Here is a 22,185-nt window from a genome sequence, read left to right as displayed (position 1 = left end):
ATGTCCCCTTGCCCGGAAGTCACGACTGGGCTGGCGGCGTACGCCGCACCACGACCACCGAGGCGGGACCCTTGAAGCCATCCAGCGATTCCAGGCCCAGCGGATCGGCGTTGACCTCGAGCATGCCCGGCTGGCCGATGGTCGCCCGCCAGTAGCCGAGCGCGAGTTTGCGCAGCAGCGCGGCCACGGTCTGCAGCAGGTCCACCTGCAGATCGTTCTGGTTGTTCGGCAGCAGCGTGTAGATCAACAGCACCAGCATGCGCAGATACTCGTGCTGCACGCCGGTGTGCTCCACGCCCTGGCCGTCGGCGCCGAGCAGGTAGGAACGCCAGTTCTGGAACACCAGCAGGCTGCGCACCATCGCCTGGTAACGCGAGGCGGCGGAGGGATCGTCGCCGGCGCAGTACAGGGTCAGCTTGCAGTAGGTGTCGAACATGAAATCGTCCTGCGCCGGATCGTGGATCGGTGCCAGCGCGGCGGTCAGCAGCGGCTGCAGCACGGCCCGGTTCTGCTGCAACGTCGTGGCCAGATCGTCCGGCCGACTGAGGCCGATGAAGGTGGCGACCTGCGCGCGGCTCAGTCCCTGCGCCTCCATGCTCAGCACTGCGTTGCCGACCGCGGCGAGCACGTCGGTATCGATGTAGCCGTCCAGATGCCGGTAGCCGCGATTGAGCCGGTAGTCCTGCACCGAGTCGAACAGCGCCGAGGCGCCTGTGATCGCGTTGCTGCCCAGGTTGGTGTCGAAGGCCAGCCACGGATAGCGCGACACCATGTAACTGCGATAGTAATAGTCGTGCCCGAGACGGAACGCATACAGCGGATTGTCCTGCACCAGCGCGTGGTAGCAGTCGGTCGCCGGCGTCGCCGATGGCTGGTCCAGCGCCTCGCTCAGCGCCATCACGTTGCGCTTGGCGTGATACCCGGCCAATTCGCGCGACAGCGGCGCATTGATGTCGAACCGGCGCAGCACGTGCCCGGCATGCCCGAATGCGGTATTGGTGAACAGTTCCTCGAACAGGCCCTGCGGCGTGGCGGTCCCCCGCGTGCCGCGCGGCGTGTCGCGGCGCTTGGCCTGCGCCGCATTCCAGGCATCGAGCACGTGCGCGGACAGCGCCGCGTAGAACGCCGGATCCGGCTCGCCGGCCTGATGGATGTAGTAACCGGTGAGCGAGCGGTTCTCCGTGCCGAAACCGCTGCCCTCGCCGCAGTGGATGTGCACGATCGCGCGCAACGCCCGCTTGCCGTCGCCGCTGCCGAAGTTGCCGCGTAACGCATCGGCATTGGACTGCAGCCAGGCGAACAGCTCGCCGTAGTTGCCGACCTTGTTCTCCGCGCCCAGCAGGTCCAGCCCGACGATGGTCGCGTAGCCGTCGCCCTGCCCGGCCAGCAACGGCTTGACCTTGTCGGTCAGATACTTGGTCAGCGCGCCATCGGGCATGTACTGGTGCGGCGTGTGCACCAGCAGGCGGTAGTCCGTGCCGTATTGCGCGTTGTACTGCTGCGCGAGCGCGGCCAGCTGCGGGATCTCGTCCTCGGTGGCCGCGCTCTGGGTCAGCAGCACGCCGTCCTCGCGCAGGTAGTCGAAGGTCGCGGTCACCCACAGCCGGTAGTCGGCCTGCTGCGCTTCGCTCCAGCTGCCGTAGCGGGCCGGATCGCCCTGGCACAGCTGCTTCACGAAGTTCCCGCGCAGTTTGTAGGCGTCGTCGAACGGGGTGTACTTGCTGGCGCTGTAGATCTTGTTGTTGAAGTAGCGCACCAGCTCGCGCAGGCGCGCGTCCGGTCCTGCCGCGGACGCCAGCGCCGGGGCGACGATCTCGCGGCCGACCAGCGCATACAGCGCCGGCGACTGTGGCGGCAGCGCCAGTTCTTCCTGCAGGTAACCCGCGTTCGCCGCCAGCACCTGGCAGGCGATGTACAGATTCTCCGCCACGCACTCGGCGCGCTCGTACTCGGCGCGATTGGCCTTGCGCAGCAGCCGTGCGAACGGATTGCTGGCCGGATCGGTCATCAGCGCCAGCGCATAGTCGAACAGCAGCAGTTCGCCCTTGGCCAAGCCATGCGCGTCGTTGGGATAGAAACGCTGCGCCAGCAACCGCGCCAGCGACGGCCCGGCCGCGTCGTCCTGCTTGCGCTGCGTCGGCAGGATGCCGGTGAAATGGCTGTGGTAATCGCAGACGTAGCGGGTCAGCTGGGTTTGTTCGGCGAGCTTGAAATAGGCCATGGCGGATCCTTTAGGAAGAGACGGGCGGCATCCGCCGCCTAGGGACGAGAGTGAAAGCCGGATCGCTCCGAGTCCGCAGCGCAGCGCGAGCGCGGACGGCCGGCGGCGAGCGCGACGCGTTGCGGTGCATCGATCGAATCGTCGCGCCTGGCCGGCGCCAGCGGCGTGCCGGGAGGCCGAGGGGTGATCGGCTGCTCGCGGGCGGTCCGCAATGGATCGCGGCAAGCCTCGGCCATGGCCGACAGCGACTGCGCACGCGTATCCCAGGAGGGCGCCAGCATGACTGCGATGCACGCCAGCGCCACGCACCATGCCTGGCGCAGGCGCGCGCGGCGCCGGACCCTGCAACGCGTCCATGCCGACCGGAAACGGGATCGGCGTCCACCTGCCCTGCTGACCATGGCGATGCTCCGTTCGGAAACGTATCGCCATCGACTCGCGCATGCCCCGTCCGCGCAGCGCACTGCAGGCATCGCGCGACGCTCGGCGACACTGTCCTAAACGCAGCCTTCGCCGCGATGTGAAAAAGTCCGCGTCCCGCGAACACCCAGGCGCGGCCTGTGCGTGGCGCAGACGGGCGGATTCAGCGCGCGGTAGCGCCCATGTCGAACAACTGGAACGCGCGGATGTGCGACGCGTCGGCGCTGGACAGTGAGGTTCAGGCGCATGCGCGAGGCCATGACCGCCGGAAAGTGATCGATCTTCGTATGCCCGATCGCGTCGGCCTGCGCGACCTGGACCCCGAACTGCTGCGACGACGGCTTCCCTCGGGAGAAGCTATCCGCCAGCGCGCGCGGCGCGGCCAGCGCGGTCAGGCCAGGGTGGCCAGCCAGCGGATCGGCGAGAGCGGGCGGTTCGGCTCGCAGGTCCTCGACGGTGTCGGAGCACCCGATTGCTGCCGACACAGTCAGCATGTGGTATTTAATTGATGATAAATAGGTATCTCTTTAACCGGCACAGGACCGGACCACCATGATGTACCCCACGCTGCTCCCACTCCTTTCGCTGTTCGCCGTGCGCGCGATCGCCGCGCCCGCGCCGACCGCACCGCCGCTCGGCCTGCCCTCGCCGATCGTCTACAGCGAGTTCGTCAACACCGCGGCGCCGACCGCGCAATGCCATGCCTCGACCCTGCTGGAAACCCGCGACGGCCTGCTCGCCGCGTGGTTCGGCGGGCGCCACGAGGGCGCCGACGACGTCGGCATCTGGGTCGCACGGCGCGACGCGCACGGCTGGCAGCCGGCGCAACGCGTGGCCGACGGCAAGCAGCCGCAGGGCGCGCCGTTGCCGGCCTGGAACCCCGTGCTGTTCCAGCCGGCCAAGGGACCGCTGCGGCTGTTCTACAAGGTCGGCCCGGACCCGAAGCGCTGGTGGGGCATGCAGATCACTTCCCGCGATGGCGGCGCGCACTGGTCTGCGCCCGAGCGCCTGCCCGAGGGCATCCTCGGCCCGATCAAGAACAAGCCGGTGCAACTGGCCGACGGCCGCATCCTCAGCCCCAGCAGCAGCGAAGACGCCGGCTGGGTCGCGCACATGGAGTGGTCCGACGACAACGGCGCGCACTGGACCCGCGGCCCGGCGCTGAACGACCCGGCGCGGATCGGCGCGATCCAGCCCAGCGTGCTGGTGCACACCGACGGCCGCGTGCAGGCGATCGGCCGCAGCCAGCAGAACCACGTGTTCAGCACCTGGTCGCACGACCACGGCCGCAGCTGGGGACCGATGACCCTGCTCGACCTGGCCAACCCCAACTCCGGCACCGACGCCGTGGTCCTGGCCGACGGCCGCTCGCTGCTGGTCTACAACCCCACCGAAGCCGGCAAGGACTGGTGGGACGGCCGTGGCACCCTGGCGGTCGCCCTGTCCGCCGACGGCAGCCACTGGACCCGCGTGCTGACCCTGGAAGACAGCGCCAAGGACGAATTCTCCTATCCGGCGGTCATCCAGACCCGCGACGGCCTGGTGCACATCAGCTACACCTGGAAACGCACCCGCATCAAGCACGTGGTGCTGGACCCGAAGCGATTGAACGTGGCCGCGGCGAAGCCGGGCGGCAAGGAATGAGGTTTCGCGTCTCGGCATGAGGCGCTGGTTGCGCGAAGCGTCATTCGTACTTCATGCGAATGGGCGATCTGACGCCGCAGCGACCAGCGACCAGCGAACGCGGCGCGGGCTTCCTGTAGGAGCGGCTTCAGCCGCGACACAGGCCACGACGCGATCGCGGACTTCGGCAGCCGTCGGGACTGAAGTCCCTCCCGCAGTGCACCCAACCAGCTAACCGCAAGCCTCCTTGTAGGAGCGGTTTCAACCGCGACACAGACTGCGACGAGATAGCAGGCTCCGGCAGCCGTCCGTCGGGACTGAAGCCCCTCCTACAGTGCGCCCAGCCAATCAATCGCACACTTCCTTGTAGGAGCGGTTTCAACCGCGACACAGACCACGACGAACCAGCTGACTTCGGCAACCGTCGGGGCTGAAGTCCCCCCCACAGTGCACCCAGCCAGCTAACCGCAAACCTCCTTGTAGGAGCGGTTTCAACCGCGACACAGACCACGATGAGGCAGCAAACTTCGGCGGCCGGTTAGGGCTGATGCTCCTGCCAAAGCGCACCAGGCAGCCCGACCGCAAGCCCCTGTGGGAGCGACTTCAGTCGCGACGAACGGAGCCTGCCACCCCACCGATTTGTTGATCTGTCGGGACCGAAGCTCCTCCTCCTGCCATATCGCAGACGCTGACCGCAATCCGCATCATCGGCGGAAATCAGGATCGCTCCGCCCCGTCCAGTCGCGGCAGACGAGTCGCCTCCCACACACCGCCGGCGCCCCACTACTCCGCCAGCAACGCCACCATCCGCCGCACCCGCTCCACATCGGTCTGCATGCGATCCCCACCCAGGCTGCGCACATGCGGATGCGGCGTCAGCGCGCGCGACGCCAGCGGCCCGCGCGCCGAACCATGGAACTCGCGCGCGCCGGTCAGCGCACGCAGCCGCGCCAGATTGGTATCGGACACTCCCGATCCCGGCATCACGCTCAAGCGCGTGCCTGCCTGCCGGACCAGCTCGGCGATCAGCGCAGCGCCCTCCTCCGCCGTCTCGCGCGCACCCGACGTCAGCACCCGCTCGCACCCCAGCGCGATCGCATCCTCCAACGCACGCCGCGGATCGGCGCTGACATCGATGGCGCGGTGGAACGTGACCCCGAGCGATCCAGCCGCCGCGATCAACACCCGCATCGTCGCCATATCGACCTCGCCGGCCGGATCCAGCGCACCCAGCACCACCCCGTCGCACCCCAACCGCACGCACTGCTCCACGTCGCGGCGCATCGCCTCCACTTCCGCGTCGTCGAATACGAAATCGCCGGCCCGCGGGCGGATCAGCACATACAGCGGAATGGTCAAGCGATCGCGCAGCACCGCCAGCGTGCCGAACGACGGCGTCAGCCCGCCGCCGTCCAGGCCGCCGCACAGCTCCACCCGCATCGCCCCACCGGCCTGCGCCGCCAGCGCCGAACCGATCGAATCGGCAGCCACTTCGAGTCCCATCGGCACGACCTGGCTCATGCAGCCGGCTTCGCGAAATGGCTCTGCCCCGGCAGCAACAGATCCTGCCGTTGCGCATCGCAGACCGCGTAGCTGAAACCGGGCTGGATCGCGAACGCACCGACCTCGCCACGCTTGTTCATCGCCAGGAACCCGACCTGCAGGTCGCGGGTCAGCTGCGGCTTGCGCCGCACGATGCGCATCACCACCTCGCGGCAGGCCTCGGCCGGACTCTTGCCCTGGCGCATCATCTCCACCACCGCGAAACTGCCGACATTGCGGATCACCTCCTCGCCGACGCCGGTGGAGGTCGCCCCGCCCACTTCGTTGTCGACGTAAAGACCGGCACCGATGATCGGACTGTCGCCGACCCGCCCGTGCATCTTCCACGCCATGCCGCTGGTGGTGCAGGCGCCGGACAGATTGCCGTGCGCGTCCAGCGCCAGCATGCCGATGGTGTCGTGGTTGTCCTTGCCGCCGGGCAGCGTGCCCTTCTGGTAGGCGCGGTTCTCGATGTTCGCTTCCGGCTTGTACTCGGATGTCTTCAGCCACTCCTTCCACGCCTTCTCCGACGACGGCGTCAGCAGGTTGGTGCGCTCGAAGCCCTGCGCCAGCGCGAACTGCAGCGCCCCGTCGCCGACCAGCATCACGTGCGGCGTCTTCTCCATCACCCGCCGCGCCACCGAGATCGCATGCACGATGTCTTCCAGCGCCGCCACCGACCCGCAGCCGCCGGTGTGATCCATGATGCAGGCATCGAGCGTGACTCGCCCATCGCGGTCGGGATAGCCGCCGAGTCCGACGGTGGGATTGTTGGGGTCGGCCTCCGGCACCTTCACCCCGGCCTCCACCGCATCCAGCGCCGCCCCACCGCGCGACAGCACCTGCCACGCCGCCTGGTTCGCCGCGATCCCGAAGTCCCAGGTCGAAATCACCCGCGCCGCGCCGCGCGGCAGCGGTGCGACGCCGTTGCTGCCGGCCGCCCGTGCGCGCGGCAGTGTGGCGGCCAAGCCGGTGGCGAGGGCGCCAAAGGCGGCGGTCTTCAGGAAGTGGCGGCGTTCGTGCATGGTGTGGCTCCGGCGCGGGGATGGGCGCCGCGCGAGGTGGCGCGCGGTTGGCCTTGCATCATGCGGCAGAGCGGGGTGGGATTGAATGGGTGATGCCGCATCGAATGGCCTGTGGCGAGCCAGACGTAGATCAACTACATCCATGGCTACCGCAGGACGATCCACCTACCAGCATCCGATCACATTACGGCCAATAGCTGACTAATGACCTTCACTTTGCCAATCAATAGAGTCCAATAGAGACTTGGCTGCTTGCCTCACATGAGCCGAGGGGTCATTAAGATGAGGCCTTATAAGATCGGCACTATCAGGCGAAACAAGCCCATCCAACTCATCGATTGCATTTTCTCGCACGATCGGGTCTTTATCATGAAGCCCACGCAACAGCAAAGGCAAAGCTTCCTCACCCAGCCTATCCTTTGCAAAGCGAAGCGTGGCACCACGAACAAATGGAGAGGGATGCTGTAGTTGCCACGAAACCGCAGACCAATCCGCAGTACCAATAAGCTGAGTCCGTCAATAGCAGCGGCAACAACAAAAGGTTCATCATGGCCGATGAACCTCTTGATAGCCGACTCACTTTCGATAGAAGAAACTATTCCCAGACCACATATTCCTGCACGCAGCCGCTTGACAGAAAGACTGTCTAGCATAATTTCCAATTGCTGCCGATATCCAGCCGCCAACTGAGCCGCAACAATATCGTAGAAATCGTCATCACATGACATTTCACAAAAAAACAACGCCATTAATTCATCGAAAGATTTATCAGAAACCTTCAGCGAAATTTCCATTGCAGTCCCCTCTCCACCCGTACAGCCCTAACCGTCACACAGACCGCACGCCCCCGAAATAAACTACTCTTCAATAAAAAATTTTATTTCATTTGATTTAATCTGAAGACACCCATCCACAAGATAAAAATACGTATCGGCCCCTGCAACTCCAGGGACCCAAGAATTAATATTTCCAGACTTTGAATTGTTAATAATTCCTAAAAAATCCATGGAGCAGGAGGAGAAAGCAACTCCAAGAAACACCACCCTACCGACTTCCCTTTCTTTACTGGAAGAAGTTTTATAGTAACGCAATCCAACCTCAATCGAACAATCACCAAATTCAAATGACACATGATCAATTATTGCATCATGCAAATCCAATTCTATGAAATCAATCTCCATCAGCTTCCCGCTCCCGTTAAGGCACTAAATATTATTATAACAGCCCCACCAACATAAATTGCAGCTTTTGCACCAGCGCTAATTTCCGGCGATTGAACCATGGGAGAGTAATTTTCATTAGTGACTGAGCGCCCCGAGAAACCGTTCCTTAGCGCACATTCTTTAATGGATTTAGGAGCATCATCCCATGTCCCGCCATGAGATTCTCCACCATATTCACCACATTCTCCCTCTGCACCTTTGCACTCCCAATGCAAGTGCCTTGCCCTTCTTCCTGTCTTCTCGTCGTACGTAAAATCTATCCTTATCCTGCAGCCTTTTCCGCAATCTATCCAGCGACCAGATGTATGCTTTACAAGACCAAAGATATCGCTATAACGAAATGGTGCAGCCTCAACATATGAGTAAGTGCTGAAGCCGCCCTCCAACCCAATGGGATCACTCTGCCCATAGCGCCCGGTACTTGGGTCGTAATCCCGGAAGTAGTTCTGGTTGAACCCCGTCGCCGCATCATAGCGCTGTCCCGGGAAGCGCATATCGAACACGAAGGCGGTGCCGTCCTTGTCCGGGTCTTGATCCGGCGAGGTGTTGCCGAAGGCTTCGCCCTTCATGTCCCAGGTCCAGATCGCCACGTCGCGGACCGGGTCGATCACCGCGCGCGGGCTGCCCAGGTGGTCCGGCTGCACGTAGCGCAGGCTGTTCTTGGCCAGTACGCCCACCGGCAGGTCGTCCAGCCAGATCGCTTGCTGCAGCGACGCGCCGTTGGCATCGTAGTTGCCCAGCCAGTGGCCGCTCTCGTCGTACAGCGTGTAGGTGTTGGTCTTGTCCACCCGCCGCACCTGCTCGCCGCGGCCGTTGTAGCCGTATTTCATCACGACCGTGCCGGCGCGCTTGGCCTGGCTCATCCGGCCCGTGGCGTCATAGACGAACTCCTGCGCCGTGCCGCCGATGGAGAGCGTGTTGCCGATCGCGTCGTAGGTGCGGGCGGTGCCGGCCACCGCGCTCAGGCGGTGGCTGGTGGTCGGGTACGTGTAGCTCTGCGTGCTGGTATTGATCTTGGCGCTGAGACGGTTGCCCGTGGCGTCGTAGCTGTAGCCATCGATCACCGTGCCGGTCGGGCCGTCCTTGAACGCGGTCAGCCGGCCCAGGGCGTCGTAGTCCAGGCTGACCACCGGGGCGGTGTTGCCTGCCGCGGTCAGGGCGCTGAGGTTGCCGGCCGGGTCGAAGGCGAAGCCGGTGCTCAGGCCATCGCTGCGGGTGTCGCTGACTGCCAGGGGGCGGTAGTCCTGGTCCAGCACGCGCTGCATCGGGCGGCCGTTGCCGTAGGACCAACCCGCCACCGGGCCGAACGGGTAGTAGGTGGCGTTGCCCAGCAGCACTTGCCGGGTTCCGCCCGCCGGGGTCACGCCGACTTCCGTGGTCTGGCCCTGGGCGTTGCGCACGTAGTCCACCGCCGCGCCGTCGGGATAAGTCAGTCGGCTCAGCTGCCCGGCCTTGGTATAGGCGTAGCGCAGCACGAACACCTTGCCGTTCGTGGTCTGCACCTTGCGCACAAGGTCGCCGAAGCGGTCGTAGCAGTAGTCGGTGGTGCCGCTGCCGTCCTGCATGCTTGCCAGGCGACCGACGGCGTAGGTCTCACCGCTGGCGCACGTGGTCTGGCTGACGTCGTAGGTGTAGGTGACGTTCAAGTCTGCATCTGGATAAGCCACGCCTGTCAGCCGGTTCAATGCATCGTAGCCGTAAGCAGTGGTGACGCCACGCGCGTCGGTCTGGGTGGCGCGATTGCCGGCGCTGTCGTAGGTGTAGGTGGTAACGCCGGTGTCCGGGCTGGTGAGCTTGGTCAGGTCGCCCAGGCCATTGTAGGCGTAGGTGGTGTCCAAACCCTTGGGGTCGGTGACCTTGGTCAGGTTGTCGAGCGCGTCGTAGCCGAACTTGGTCTCCGCCGCGATGCCGCCCACGTCCTGCAGCGTGCGCGCCAGGCGGTTGAGCGGGTCGTAGTCGTTTTGCGTTTTGTGCCCGATCGCATCGGTGACGGCGGCGGTGTTGCCGTTGGCGTCGTAGCCGAAGTCGGTCGGGTCGCCATTGGCGGTGGCCTGCGTGGCCAGCTGGCCGAGCTGGTTGTAGACCCGCGACAGCGTGCGCTTGAGCGTGCCCGACGCGTCCTTGGTGTCTTCCTTGACCCGGTTGCCGGCGTTGTCCAGCGTGTAGTGCAGCGTGTTGCCGGCATTGTCGGCGATATCGGTCAGGCGGTGCGCTGCATCGTAGGTGAAGGCGGTGAACGCGCCGTCCGGCTGCGTCACCTGCTTGACCAGGCCGGTCGGCCAGTAGTCGATGCGGGTGATGCGGTCGTCGCTCTCGCTGCTGTCGTCGGCGCCGCGCACCTTGCTGGCGGTCAGCCAACCGCGCGCGTGGTAGGTGTAATCGGTGATGGTGCCGTTGGCGTCCTTCACCGACAGCACGCGGCCGGCGCCGTCGTAGGCCAGGTACTCGGTCACCTGGCCCAGGGCGTTGGTGACTTTCCACAGGTCGCCCTTGCGGTGCGGGCAGGTGGTGGGCGAAGTGACGCAGAGGACGTCGTCACTCAGATAGTAGGTGTATGTGGTGACATCTGCCGTATCAGGACGTGGCCCATCCACTTGAAACAATTTCCCGCTGAATGGGCACAAGCTATCACTAACAGTATTGTCTCCACAGTACGACATCGTCCAACGCCTCTGACCGCCTGTACCGGCATCGACAACTGTCGTGCTGGCGATTTTTCCGCTTGAGGAATAAGTGTAATTAGTGGAACCAATCTCCGTCGCTCCCCCAACGCGCGTTGTCAATGACAGCAAACGGAATTCATTGTCCCTGGTAAAAACAGACACCTTTTCCGAAGTTGTGCCTGCAGCGCGTGTAATTGAAGCCAAGTACCCGTTTGAGTAAGCATAGTCAGTCACAACGCCATTCTTTACGTGCCGACTGATGGCGCCACTATTGAAGACATTGGAATCAGTGCTAATTCCATCGGAAATGCCGATAATTCTCCTATAAATTCCTTCTGAAGATATTGAGTATGCCCTAACTTGACCTAAGGCATCGACAACATCCACTCGAGTATCATTTACATAGCCAAGGTGCGTTGCCTCCACCACTCTGTGAGCATCACTATATAACTCACTAGATATTACACGAGCAAAAGCATCATATCCAAAAGATGCGTAGCGACTACCACTCTCGTCAGTTATTCCGGTAAGTAGACCAACATCGCTCGCCCCTGAAAGACCGCTCTCATTGTAGTGATAACGCTTCGATACTCCATCACCAAGAACCGCTTCCGACAAATTTTCCTGGCTATCGTAAAGATAGGAAATCCCCCTACCATCAGGCAAATCAATCCGCGCAAGCCGGCCAGCGATATAGTTGAAATCCAGCGCCCTACCTTCTTCATCCATCGCCTTGACTAAAAAATCGCCATTGTAGGAGAATGTGATAGTTGGACCTTGCAAATGCTTACGACTAGTTAAGCGCCCACCAGCGTCAAAAACAAGAACCATTCCCGAACTATCGGAAAGCACGTAGCCAACCGCACTTTTTACCAGCTTTCGATTGCGATTTTTCGTAGAGAAATATTCAGTCAAAGAGCTTCCGTAGCTCTTGAATTCCTCCACATAGCCATTTTCGCTTATATAATACAACCCATATCCATTGGTTTTTATTCTATCGGAAAAAGTGACCGACCACCCTGTTGAAAGCCATGGCTTTGCCACAACTTGTCGCAAAGAGTGGTAATATCTATTAAATGAAAGGCCTGCAAAAACAAAATCCGTCTCCACCCGCGCTTTGTCACCAGTTGCAGGGTAACAAGGATTAGCATTAGCTGCGCAACTTGAACTTTGGCGCATAGCAAAAGTAATAAAGGCTGTCCTTTTTTCAGCTCGACAAAAAAACGGATATTCCACAACAGCGGCATTACTTGAAGCAAAATTCGCACTAAACCCATCGCGCGGCGCAAAACCTGCCGCACATAGAAAGCTTCCTTTCTTAGACAATTGCAACTTATAACTAACCGGCGGTTTTGGCGGACTCCACGCAGCACACCATGCCGTATATGTTAGATATCTAGAACTTGGCGTTTCATATTTTATCTCACCATATCGACCATCGTACCTTCTAATTTCCACGAAGGGGTCCCCATAAACACCCTCCACCCCTTTTTCAACATGCTCGCATTGCGGATTACCCTCACGAAACCGCGCCATCGCTGCATCAATGGCGCCCTGCTCACTAATACAATAAGTAGGGAAAATATAGTTGCCAGTAGCGAGACATTTTCCAGCGGAGAACCCGCCACCTGCGTCGTAGCCGTCTGGAAATATTTTCTCAGGCGGCTGGTCTGGAATCTCGTACGTTAGCGACCACTTACCTTGTGAGTCACTGTTGTACTGATCTGACGATGCCTGCCGCAATAGATCTCCACGCGGAATATCCGCACGCATCTTTGCCTCAGCCGCCGCAAGCGTTTTATAGCAGTAACTTTGCCCGTTCTCGTAGCAAAAGTTAGCTGCAGTTTGAGCCCGGCCATTTTGGGGGATAAAAACAATAAAAAACACAAGCAATAGAATATTTATTTTCATCCTTAAAATCCCCCAATTTCCTTATGATTTAGTGCAACACAATTAGAACCAAAACGGGCTGCAATAGCCCCCTCGCATCGCAACTTTGTCGCTGTGGATCCGCACCAACACGCCACCGATCAAAATAACTAGCGCACAAATGCCAACCAAGCAATAGAGCAGAATGCTTTGTTTCACCACCTGATGACGGCGTGATCCCCGGCCGTATAGATGACATCGCACAAGGTATAAATTAGGAAATAATCACAACGAATCTACTCGATCTCTACTGCGCCCACTATTTCGCCAAAATACAGGTCAACCTAACAGACTGATGCCTTGCGCATCATTTGGTCAGACGCCCATCGCCTTTACCTCACCGCCGAAAACCGCTCCCCAATCATCCCCTCGATCGCCTCCATATCCGGCAACAACGCGCTCTGCTCGCCCAGCAACACGCGCATATGCACGCCAGCGGGCAACGTTTCTTCGGAGGCGTCGGCAAGCAGGCCGTCGCGCGGGACCGAGATCAGTTGCGGGAAGGATTGGGTGATCAGGGCGAAGTACGGCAGGTCGGGGTTGCCGCCCAGCGCCTTGAGCACGACGATCTTGTTGTTGGAGGCGACGGTCTCGCTGCCCAGGCCGGTCAGGCGGGCGAACGACAGCAGCGGCACTTTCCAGCCGTACCAGGCGATCTGGCCAAGCAGCCAGTGCGGGGCGTCGGGCAGCGGTTCGACCGGCACGCGCGACATCACTTCGGCGACGGTGGCGTTGGGCAGTAGGGCCCGCTCGCTGCCGGCCTGGATCAGGACTCCGCGGATTTCGTCGTTGCTGGCGTAGCTGCTCATGGATTACGTCGTCCTGAAACCGGGAAAAACGCGCGGGCGGCGGCTCAGCCGCCCCATCGCGCGGACAGGGCCTGCGCCAGCTGCACCGGGTCGCCGCTGGGGTGGCCGCGGCTGATCAGCTGTGCGGCGGCGGCCGGGTCGTAGCAGCCGTCGCCGGTCTGGCCGGCGACCCAGGCGCCTTGTGCGGCGAGCGCGAGAACTTCTTCAACCTGGTGCGGGTCGCTACCGCTGAGCAGCAGCACGGCGCTGTGCGCGGCCGGCAAACCGCCGACCACCGAGGCGCCGGCCTGCTGTGCAACGAAACGCAAGCCGGCGGTTTCGCCGCTGCGCACGCCGACATCGTCGGGCAGGATGTAGACGTTGCCGACGCCGACCGCTTGCCCGGCTTCGGCCAGCAGCACCGGCAACGCGGACACGCGCGCGATCTGCTTGACCAGGTTGCCGTAGCGGCCGCCGTCCAGGCGCAACTGCACCAACAGCGGCTGCGGGAAGTCCGGCGGCAATGCGGCGAGCAGGCGACGGATGGCATCGGGACCACCGATACCGGCCATCACCAGCACCGCGCCCTGCGCGACCGTGACTGCTGCGGCAGCGGCGTTATCGATGGTGGACTCCTCCTCCGAATCCAGCGCGACCAGCGACAGGCCTTCGGTGGAAATCTGCATCTGGCTCAGCGGCGCGCGCGCCTGCACGACCAGCGGCGCATCGTCGTCCACCAGCGACCAGGCGCTGGCCGGCAGCGGCGGCGGTGCGCTGGCCGGTGCAGCGGCGGATGCCGCCTCGGTCGCCGTCACTGTTGCGGAGACCGCAGCAGGCGTGACCACATCGCCGGCAGCGATCTGCTCGCGCGAGAACTGCAGATCCTCGAACCCGGGCGCGGCATCGGCCGGCGGCTGCCAGGCATAGAAGCTGTCGCCGGGCACGGTGGTGGCGAAACTGGCCGCTTCCTCGACGTGGAAGCCGATCGGTGCGCCTTCGTGCAGTTGCGCCGGGGTCGCCGGCAAGCCCGGTTCGGGCTGCAGGCCAGTGTCGGTCTCGCGCCCCGGCGGCAGCACGTCCTGGTGGCCTTGCAACTTGGCCGCCAGGTGTCGCGCCCAGCGCTGCGCTTCCCAGCCCTCGCGGCGCGCGGCCAGTTCGGCCTCGTCGAAGATCACGGTGAGGCCGGGCAGGTCCAATGCCGCATCCAGCCGTTCCAATGCGTCCTCGATCGCCGGTTCCAGCGCGATCAGCACCGCGTCGGGCGCGGCGTCGGCCAGGGTCTGCGCATCGATCGCGCCGGGATCGTCCTCGAGCACGATCGCCGCGCCGACCTGGTGCAGCGCCTCGCGCAGGCGCTCGCGTGCCTGGCCGGGACGCGCCAGCAACGCGACCGGGGTGCCGCTGGCGGTGCCGTCACTCGCGAACACGGGCGATCCCCAGCAGGTCGTACACGTTGCGCATCAGATCCAACTCTTGGTAAGGCTTGCCCAGGTAGCGCTGCACGCCGATCTCGAAGGCGCGCTGGCGGTGCTTCTCGCCGCTGCGCGAGGTGATCATCACGATCGGCACGGATTTGTAGCGGGGGTCGGCGCGCATCGCGGTCGCCAGTTCGTAGCCATCCATGCGCGGCATCTCGATATCCAGCAGCATCAGGTCGGGGACGCGTTCTTCCAGGCGCTCCAGCGCCTCGATGCCGTCGCGGGCGACGATCACGTCGAAGTTGTGGCGCTCCAGCACGCGGCCGGTGACCTTGCGCATGGTCAGCGAATCGTCGACCACCATCACCAGCGGCACGCGCCGCTGTTCGGCCGGCGCCGCTTCCACCACCGGCCGCGCCGGCTGCGCCAGGTAGCGGCGCACCAGCGGGGCGACGTCCAGGATCACCACCACGCGGCCATCGCCGGTAATGGTGGCGCCATAGATGCCGGGCACCGAGGCGATCTGCAGGCCGACCGGCTTGACCACGATTTCGCGGTTGCCGAGCACCTGGTCGATCGCCACCGCGGCGCGCAGGTCGCCGGCGCGCACCAGCAGCAGCGGCACCTGCGCCTGCCCTTCGGCGCGTGCCGGCGCCTGGCCGACCAGCGAGCCGAGGTCGTGCAGGGCGAACTCCTCGCCGCTGTAGTGGTAGCCGCCGTCGGCCGCTTCGAAACGCTCGCGGCTGATGCGGCCGATGCCGCTGACCGAGGCCACCGGCACGGCGAAGGTGGTCTCGCCGATCTGCACGAACACCGCCTGGGTCACCGCCAGGGTCTGCGGCAGGCGCAGGGTGAAGGTGACGCCCTGGCCCCATACCGAATGGATGTCCACCGAGCCGCCGAGCTGGCGTACTTCGTTGCGCACCACGTCCATGCCCACGCCGCGGCCGGCCAGCTGGCTGACCTGGTCGTAGGTGCTGAAGCCGGGGGCGAAGATCAGCGAATCCAGCTCTTCGTCGGACAGCGCGGCGCCGATCGCGATCAGGCCGCGCTGTTCGGCGCGGTGACGGATCGCATCGCGGTTGAGGCCGGCGCCGTCGTCGGCCACTTCCAGCACGATTTCCGAGCCTTCGCGGCGCAGGCGGATGGCGATGCTGCCCTCTTCCGCCTTGCCCGCGGCGCGGCGCTGCTCCGGCGTTTCCAGGCCGTGCGCGACCGAGTTGCGCAGCATGTGTTCCAGCGGCGCGATCATGCGGTCGAGCACGTTGCGGTCGAGTTCGCCGTGGGTGCCTTCCAGGGTCAGGTGCACCTGCTTGCCGGTCTCGCTGGCGGCCTGCCGCACCACGCGGCGCAACCGCGGCACCAGGCCGTCGAACGGCACCATGCGCGCGCGCATCAGCCCGTCCTGCAATTCCGAACTCACGCGAGACTGCTGTTGCAGCAAACCGTCGTACTGCCGCGCCAGGTCGTCGAGCACGCCTTGCAGGCCGCCCAGGTCGGCCGCCGATTCGTTCAGCGCGCGGCTGAGCTGCTGCAGCGTGGAGAACCGGTCCAGTTCCAGCGGATCGAAGCTCTGCTCGCTCTGGTCCTGTTCGCGCTGGTAACGGGCGACGATCTGCGCTTCGGTTTCCAGGTCCAGGCGGCGCAGCTGGTCGCGCAGTCGCGCATTGGTGCGGTCCAGTTCGGACATCGCGCCGCGGAACGCGCCCAGCTGCTGCTCCAGCCGCGAGCGGTAGATCGCCACTTCGCCGGCGTGGTTGACCAGGCGGTCCAGCAGGTCGGCGCGCACGCGCACCTGTTCCTGCATCGGCCGCGCGATCATCGACTCCTCGTCGAGCGTGCCGTCCACCGGCAACGGTGCCGACAGCGGCGCCGGTGCCGGTGCGGGCACCGAGGCCGGATCGACCGCGGCCTGGATCATCGCCGCCACGTCGGCATCGGCTGCGGTTTCGGCGGCGGCATCGATGCCGTCGGCGGCGAGCGGCAGGCTGCGGCCGTGGGTGCGCGCGTCGAAGCGGCCGATCAGATCGAGCGGCATCGCCACCGCGCGGTGGTTGCCGGTGAGGGTGAGCAACTGATGCAGGCGGTCGAACCCGCGCTCGAGCAATTGCACGTCGCTGCGATCGAGTTCGGTGCGGTTGGCGGCCACCGCCTCCAGCAGCGATTCGATGCCGTGGCCGAGGTCGCCGATCGGGTTGACCCCGGCCATGCGCGCGCCGCCCTTGAGCGTATGCAGGTCGCGCTGCAGACCGGCGAGCGCGTCGCGGTCCTGCGGCGCGGCGCGCAGTTCGGCGATCAGGCGGTCGCAATGGTCGAGCAGGTCCTTGCCTTCCTCGACGAAGATATCGACCAGTTCGCGGTCCAGATCGGCGAAGTCCAGCGGGCCGAGATCGACCGCGGCCAGGTCGCTGGATTCGGCCGAGGCGGTGTCGTGCTGGGAGGGTTCGGCGAACGACGGTTCGTCGGATGCGGCGGCTGGCGGGTGATGCTCGTCGCCGGTTTCGGTCGGCTCGGCGGCTTCCGCGTATGCAGGCTCGGCCTGCGTATCCGCGACGTCTCCCGGATCGCCCGCATGCTCCGCATGGTCCGGCGCGGCGTCGGCAGAGTCGGTCGCTTGCGTTGCGTCGACGTGCGCCTCATGGGCGTACGCTGCTTCCACCGGCGTTGCGTCGGCACCAGCATCGCCCTCATGCCCGGCATCGGCCGCTAGCGCATGCTCGTGGTCGGTCGAATGCTGCTCTTCGGCGTGCGCTTCATGGGCATACGACGCTTCGACCGGCACCGCGTCAAAGTTGGCATCGCCTTCGTACCCGGCATCGGACGCTGGCGCGCCGGACGTTTCGGTCGAATGCGCTGCTTCAGCATCAGTCGTCGTGCCAAGCGCTGCTTCGGCATCGGTATCGGCGAGTTCGGATGCGGCATGTGCGGCGTCTTCATCGTGCGACGAAGACGCGCGGTCGTGCGCATCGTTCGCTTCGGCGTCAGCCGGATGCGTTTCGATATCGGTCTGCGCGGCGTCGCCATCGGCGCCTTGATCGACGGTCTCGTGCTGCGATTGCGCTGCAGCATCCACGTTGTCGTGCGCGTGCGCGGCGGTGTCGGCATGCGCCGCAGCGTCGTCCGCCGCAAGCAGCGGTTCGGCATCGTCGTTCGCCGACACCGGCTCGCTGCCGTGCCACTGCGTGGACGGCTGCACCGGCTCTGCATTGAACGCATAGCCCTGCGGATCGCGCTCCTGGTCGTGTTCGCCCTGGTCGTGCGCGTCCGCAACCGGCTCACCTTCGGCGTGCCCGGCCTGGTCGTGCGCGCCTTGCGGGTCTTCCCGATGCTCGCCGTGATGGGTGTCGTCGTGCGTCGCGCCATCGTCGGCCGCTACGCCCTGCTCCTGCGTCTCGACCGGCGCTTCCACGGGCGGCGGCAATTCGCTGTCCGCCGGCACGCGCTCCTCGGCCAGCGGCGCGTCGACGGTCAATTCGTCGAGCTTGCCGTCCTGCGCCAGCAGTGCCTGTTCGTCGGCGCCGATCGCAGCAGGCTCGCTGTCGGCCGGAGCCTCGGCGATCACGTCCCATTCCTCTGCGGCCTCCGCCTCCTGCGCAACGCCGGCTGCGGCGATGCCGTCTTCCTCGTTGGCGGACGCATCGTGGTCGTCGAGCGCAGGCGCCGCCGATACCACGCCGTCGGCGGAGTCTTCGCCAGTCGCGTGCGACTGCGCCGCATCGAACGCCGACGGCGCATCGACTGCATGCGCAACGAAGGCATCGGTATCGGCACTTTCGGCGACATGATCGGCGGCGGCATGATCGTCCGTGCCGGCCGCGTCGAGATGCCTGGCATCGCCCAGGTACGCCGACAGGTCGTCGGCCGAAGTGAGTTCCACCGCCTGCAGCAACTGCGCATCCAGCCCGGCATCGGCGTGCGGCTGCGGTTCGTCCTCGTCCTCTTCGTCGTGCGCGACCGACGGCCACTGCACTTCCGGCAGCGTGGCTACCAAGGCCTGCAGCCGCTGCGCCAGCTCGGTGAACGGCGGGATCACCGGCGACGGCGCCTGCAGTTCCTCGATGGTGGCGGCGATGGCCTGCGCGGCATCGTCGAGCGCACGCACGCCGTCGGCGCCGGGCACCATCGCGGCGGCCAGCAGGCGCTTGACGTAGCTCTCGGCCGGGCCGGTGACGTCGGTGATTTCCGGCACGTCGGTCATCGCGAACGCGCCGCTCATCGTGTGCACCGCGCGCAGCAGCGCCTCGGTGGCCGGCTGCGGCGCATGCTGCAGCCAGTCGCGGACCGTCTCCAGATGCGTGCCGACCTCGGCTTCGAGGATCTCGCGCAATACGCTGTCCACCGAAGCCGGCGTGCCGGCGCGCGGCGCGGCAACGGCCGGTGCCGGCGCGGCGGCGAAATAGTAGGCGTCCTCGCCTGCCGCGATGCGGTCGGCGACCGCCTGGATCGCGTCCAGATCGGCATGGATGACGCCATGTCCGCGCAGTGCGGCGTTGAGCTGCGGCAACACCTCGTAGGCCAGTTCGACCATGGTCACCACGGCCGGGCTGGCCGCGCGGCTGCCATCGAGCACGCGATTGAGCATGCCCTCGATCTTCCAGCTGAACTCGCCGAGCACGCGCGCGCCGACCAGCCGGCCACTGCCCTTGAGGGTGTGGAACACGCGGCGGATCGGACGCAGGCTTTCCAGGTGATTCGGCGACGCGCGCCATGCCGGCAGCAGGGTGCCGAGGTTGACCAGCTCCTCGTCGAATTCCTCGAGGAACACCTCGCGGATGTCGGCGTCGATCTCGCCGCCGTCGTCGACGAAGCCGCCGTCGATGGCGGCCGGCGCGGGCGCCTCGGCTGCCGCGACCGCATCGGTCGGCGCTTGCGCGTGGTCGGCAGTGGTCTCGGTCGCGCCGGCGGACGCGGCCGCGGCGGGCGCGGCGACATCGAACTGTGCGGCAGCGGCGTCGAGTTCGGCGAGGAACGCCGCCGAAGCGGCGTCCAGCTCGATCGGCTGGATGCTGGCCTTGTGCACGCCGGGCGCCGGCGCTTCCGGCTCCGGGGTCGGCTCCGGCCAGGTCAGGTCGACGAACGGACTCTGTTCGGCGCCTGCAGCGGTGTCGGCATGCTCCGCCTCGTCGACCTGCGCGTGCGGCGCTTCGGCGCTCTCGGCCTCGGCCGCGAACACGGTCTCGCTCGACGAAAGGTCGATGGTGGGCGTGCCGGGCTCGGCGACAGCGTCGCTGTCGTCGGCGGCCAGGGTCGCCGGCGTGTCGTTCCAGACGATGCCGTGGACCTCGTCGGACGCGGTCTCGGCGAAGGCCGGCGCATCCTCCAGTTCGATCACCAGCACATCGTCGTGGACGTTGTCGGTGGGCGCGGCAACCGGGGCGTCGACGATGACCAGGGCCGGATCGTCGTGCCCGGCAGCCGATTCGAATTCGGCGTATTCGGCGGCCACCGGGTCGAACCCGTAGCTGGCCGGTGCCGCTTCGTCGCTCGCGGGTGCGGCATCGGCATGCGCGATGGCCTGCTCGGGCGCCGCTTCGGCGCTTTCCCAACGCAACGCATCGCCTTCCAACGCCAGCGTGTCGGTGCTGATCTGCAGCGGCTCGACAGTGGCCGACCATTCTTCCTGCTCGGCGGCGACCGGATCGAAACTGCTCGGCGACGACACGACGACGGACGCATCGTCGTTGCCCGCAGCGCTGACCGCCGCGGCGGACGGCTCGGCGTCGGCGTCGACGTCGGCGCGCTCGGCAGCCGCGGCTTTCGCGGCGGCCTCGGCAGCGTCGTGCAAGGTCCACTGCGGTGCCTGCGGCGACTCGCCCGGCAGCGGCGGCGGCGTACTCGCGACGATCGGCGCATCCGCGACCGGTGCCAACTCCCAGGACGGCACCGGCGGCGGCGCGGACACCGCGCTCGGCACGTCGGCAACGGCATCGGCCGACGCGATGCCCGGCTCCGCCACGGGCGCGAGCAACGGCGCATCGGCCACCTGCGGCACCACGCCCTGCGGCGCCGGCGCATCGCTGGGCAGCGGCCAGTAGCGCAGCGTTTCCAGGCTGGTGCGGGTGATGTCGAGGATTTCCTCGCGGCCCGGGCGGCGCTCGCGCAGCGCTTCCAGGTAGTACTCCAGGCTGGCCATCGCATCGGCCAGCGTGTCCAGCTGGCGCCCGCTGGGCACGCGGCGCTTGCCGATCAGCTCGGTGGCGACGTAGCGGCGCACGCCTTCCAGGTAATCGGCCGGCTGCGGCAGTTCCAGCATGCGCAGCGCACCGGCGACCTCGCCGAGCAGGCGCGGCACTTCGGTCAGGCGCTCGTGTTCCCAGTTGGTCTCGATGAAGGCGACGAAATGCTCGCGCGCGGCGGCGAAGTTGGCGATCGCCTCGTGCGCCAGCACTTCCACCGTGCGCCGCGCCTCGGCGGCGCTGGCATCGTCGTGGATGCCGGCGCTGGCGCCGAGATAGGCGACCTGGTCGTCGAGCGAGGCATCCACGTACAGCAGCGCGCCGGCGATATCCAGCAACAGGCCCTCATCGGCCTGGCGCTCGCCGTCGACGATGCTGCGCAGCGCATCGCGCTGCTGCACCACCACGCCGCGGGCCACGCCCAGGCCCATCACCCCGAGGGTATCGGCGACGCTGCCCAGTTCGTCCACCTGGGTCTGCAGCGCGGCCACGTCGCCACCGGTGCGCAGGTGCAGGTCGAGCGCGTCCTTGACCCGCAGCAGTTCTTCCTTGATCGCGGTGCCGACGGTATCGAGCAGTTCGCGGTTGCGGCCGCTGAGGCTGCCGCGGGCATGGTCCAGTTCGGCCTCGGTGGCGGCGCTGGCGTCGGGCGACAGCGCGAACAGCGCGCCTTCGCTCAAGCCGGGCTCGCCGCGCGAGGCGCGGATCTCGTTGAGCAGCGGCAGCAGCACGATCGGGATGTCGCGATGGCCGTCCTGCAGGCGCTCCAGGTAGTCGGGCAGCAGCACGGTGCCGCGCATCAGCGTGGCGCAGGCCTCGTCGCGGTCGGGCACCTGGCCGTTCTGCACGGCGATGGCCAGCAGTTCCAGTTCCTCGGCGACCATCGCCGGCGCGTACAGCTCGACCATGCGCAAGGTGCCCTGCACCTGGTGCAGGTAGCCGGCGCAAAAGCGCATGCGGCTGGTGTCGGCCGGGTCTTCGACGAAGTATTCGATCTCCCCGCGCACCTGGCGCAGGGTCTCGTCCAGCTCCGGCTTGACCCAGCCCAGGGCGGCGTGGCTCATCGCATCGCGCAGCGCGCTCATCGCCGCGTCTCCGCGGACGGCCGCGCGCCGTGCCGCGCCAGCGCGGCGGCGGGATGCAGGGAGTTTTCGCGG

At 65.4% G+C, this 22,185-nt stretch carries 11 protein-coding genes; 2 read left to right on the top strand and 9 right to left on the bottom strand.

The genetic code is table 11. The annotated features are described in order from the left end of the window. Positions 1-19: 19 nt before the first annotated feature. Positions 20-2,221, bottom strand: coding sequence for a hypothetical protein (locus tag AB8810_RS06795; protein ID WP_369915912.1), 2,202 nt, complete (start codon positions 2,219-2,221; stop codon positions 20-22). 602 nt (positions 2,222-2,823) lie between these two features. On the opposite strand from AB8810_RS06795, the gene AB8810_RS06790 reads away from it, so the two are divergent. Both AB8810_RS06790 and AB8810_RS06785 read left to right on the top strand, forming a co-directional pair. Beyond that, positions 2,824-3,150, top strand: coding sequence for a hypothetical protein (locus tag AB8810_RS06790; protein WP_369915911.1), 327 nt, complete (start codon positions 2,824-2,826; stop codon positions 3,148-3,150). Positions 3,151-3,193: 43 nt separating this feature from the next. Continuing rightward, positions 3,194-4,285 (top strand): exo-alpha-sialidase, encoded by a 1,092-nt coding sequence (locus tag AB8810_RS06785; protein ID WP_369915910.1) that lies wholly within the window; start codon positions 3,194-3,196, stop codon positions 4,283-4,285. A 762-nt stretch (positions 4,286-5,047) separates the two neighbouring features. On the opposite strand, the gene AB8810_RS06780 is transcribed toward AB8810_RS06785, so the two are convergent. From AB8810_RS06780 to AB8810_RS06745, 8 genes are all read right to left on the bottom strand, one after another. After that, positions 5,048-5,767, bottom strand: a complete 720-nt coding sequence (locus tag AB8810_RS06780; RefSeq protein WP_369916637.1) for a copper homeostasis protein CutC — start codon at positions 5,765-5,767, stop codon at positions 5,048-5,050. 14 nt (positions 5,768-5,781) lie between these two features. Then, positions 5,782-6,831: a N(4)-(beta-N-acetylglucosaminyl)-L-asparaginase gene (locus tag AB8810_RS06775; protein ID WP_369915909.1), complete on the bottom strand. Its 1,050-nt coding sequence runs from the start codon at positions 6,829-6,831 to the stop codon at positions 5,782-5,784. A gap of 201 nt (positions 6,832-7,032) precedes the next feature. Then, positions 7,033-7,335, bottom strand: a complete 303-nt coding sequence (locus AB8810_RS06770; RefSeq protein WP_369916636.1) for a HEAT repeat domain-containing protein — start codon at positions 7,333-7,335, stop codon at positions 7,033-7,035. 353 nt (positions 7,336-7,688) lie between these two features. Then, positions 7,689-8,012: a hypothetical protein gene (locus AB8810_RS06765; protein WP_369915908.1), complete on the bottom strand. Its 324-nt coding sequence runs from the start codon at positions 8,010-8,012 to the stop codon at positions 7,689-7,691. Continuing rightward, positions 8,012-12,628, bottom strand: a complete 4,617-nt coding sequence (locus AB8810_RS06760) for an RHS repeat-associated core domain-containing protein (RefSeq protein WP_369915907.1) — start codon at positions 12,626-12,628, stop codon at positions 8,012-8,014. The genes AB8810_RS06765 and AB8810_RS06760 overlap by 1 nt, the downstream gene beginning before the upstream one ends. 350 nt (positions 12,629-12,978) lie before the next feature. Continuing rightward, positions 12,979-13,455 carry a chemotaxis protein CheW gene (locus AB8810_RS06755; protein WP_369915906.1) on the bottom strand — a complete coding sequence of 159 codons (477 nt, stop codon included), beginning with the start codon at positions 13,453-13,455 and terminating at the stop codon, positions 12,979-12,981. A gap of 44 nt (positions 13,456-13,499) precedes the next feature. After that, entirely contained in the window at positions 13,500-14,861 is a 1,362-nt protein-coding gene (locus AB8810_RS06750) for a chemotaxis protein CheB (RefSeq protein WP_369915905.1), read from the bottom strand. Continuing rightward, positions 14,848-22,113, bottom strand: coding sequence for an Hpt domain-containing protein (locus AB8810_RS06745; RefSeq protein WP_369915904.1), 7,266 nt, complete (start codon positions 22,111-22,113; stop codon positions 14,848-14,850). Before AB8810_RS06745 ends, AB8810_RS06750 begins: the two co-directional genes overlap by 14 nt. Between the last annotated feature and the right edge of the window lie 72 nt (positions 22,114-22,185).

It is taken from the genome of Xanthomonas sp. NCPPB 3005 (assembly GCF_041228095.2).
Taxonomy (GTDB): Bacteria; Pseudomonadota; Gammaproteobacteria; order Xanthomonadales; family Xanthomonadaceae; genus Xanthomonas_A; species Xanthomonas_A bonasiae.
This window is presented reverse-complemented; position numbering and strand designations above follow the sequence as displayed.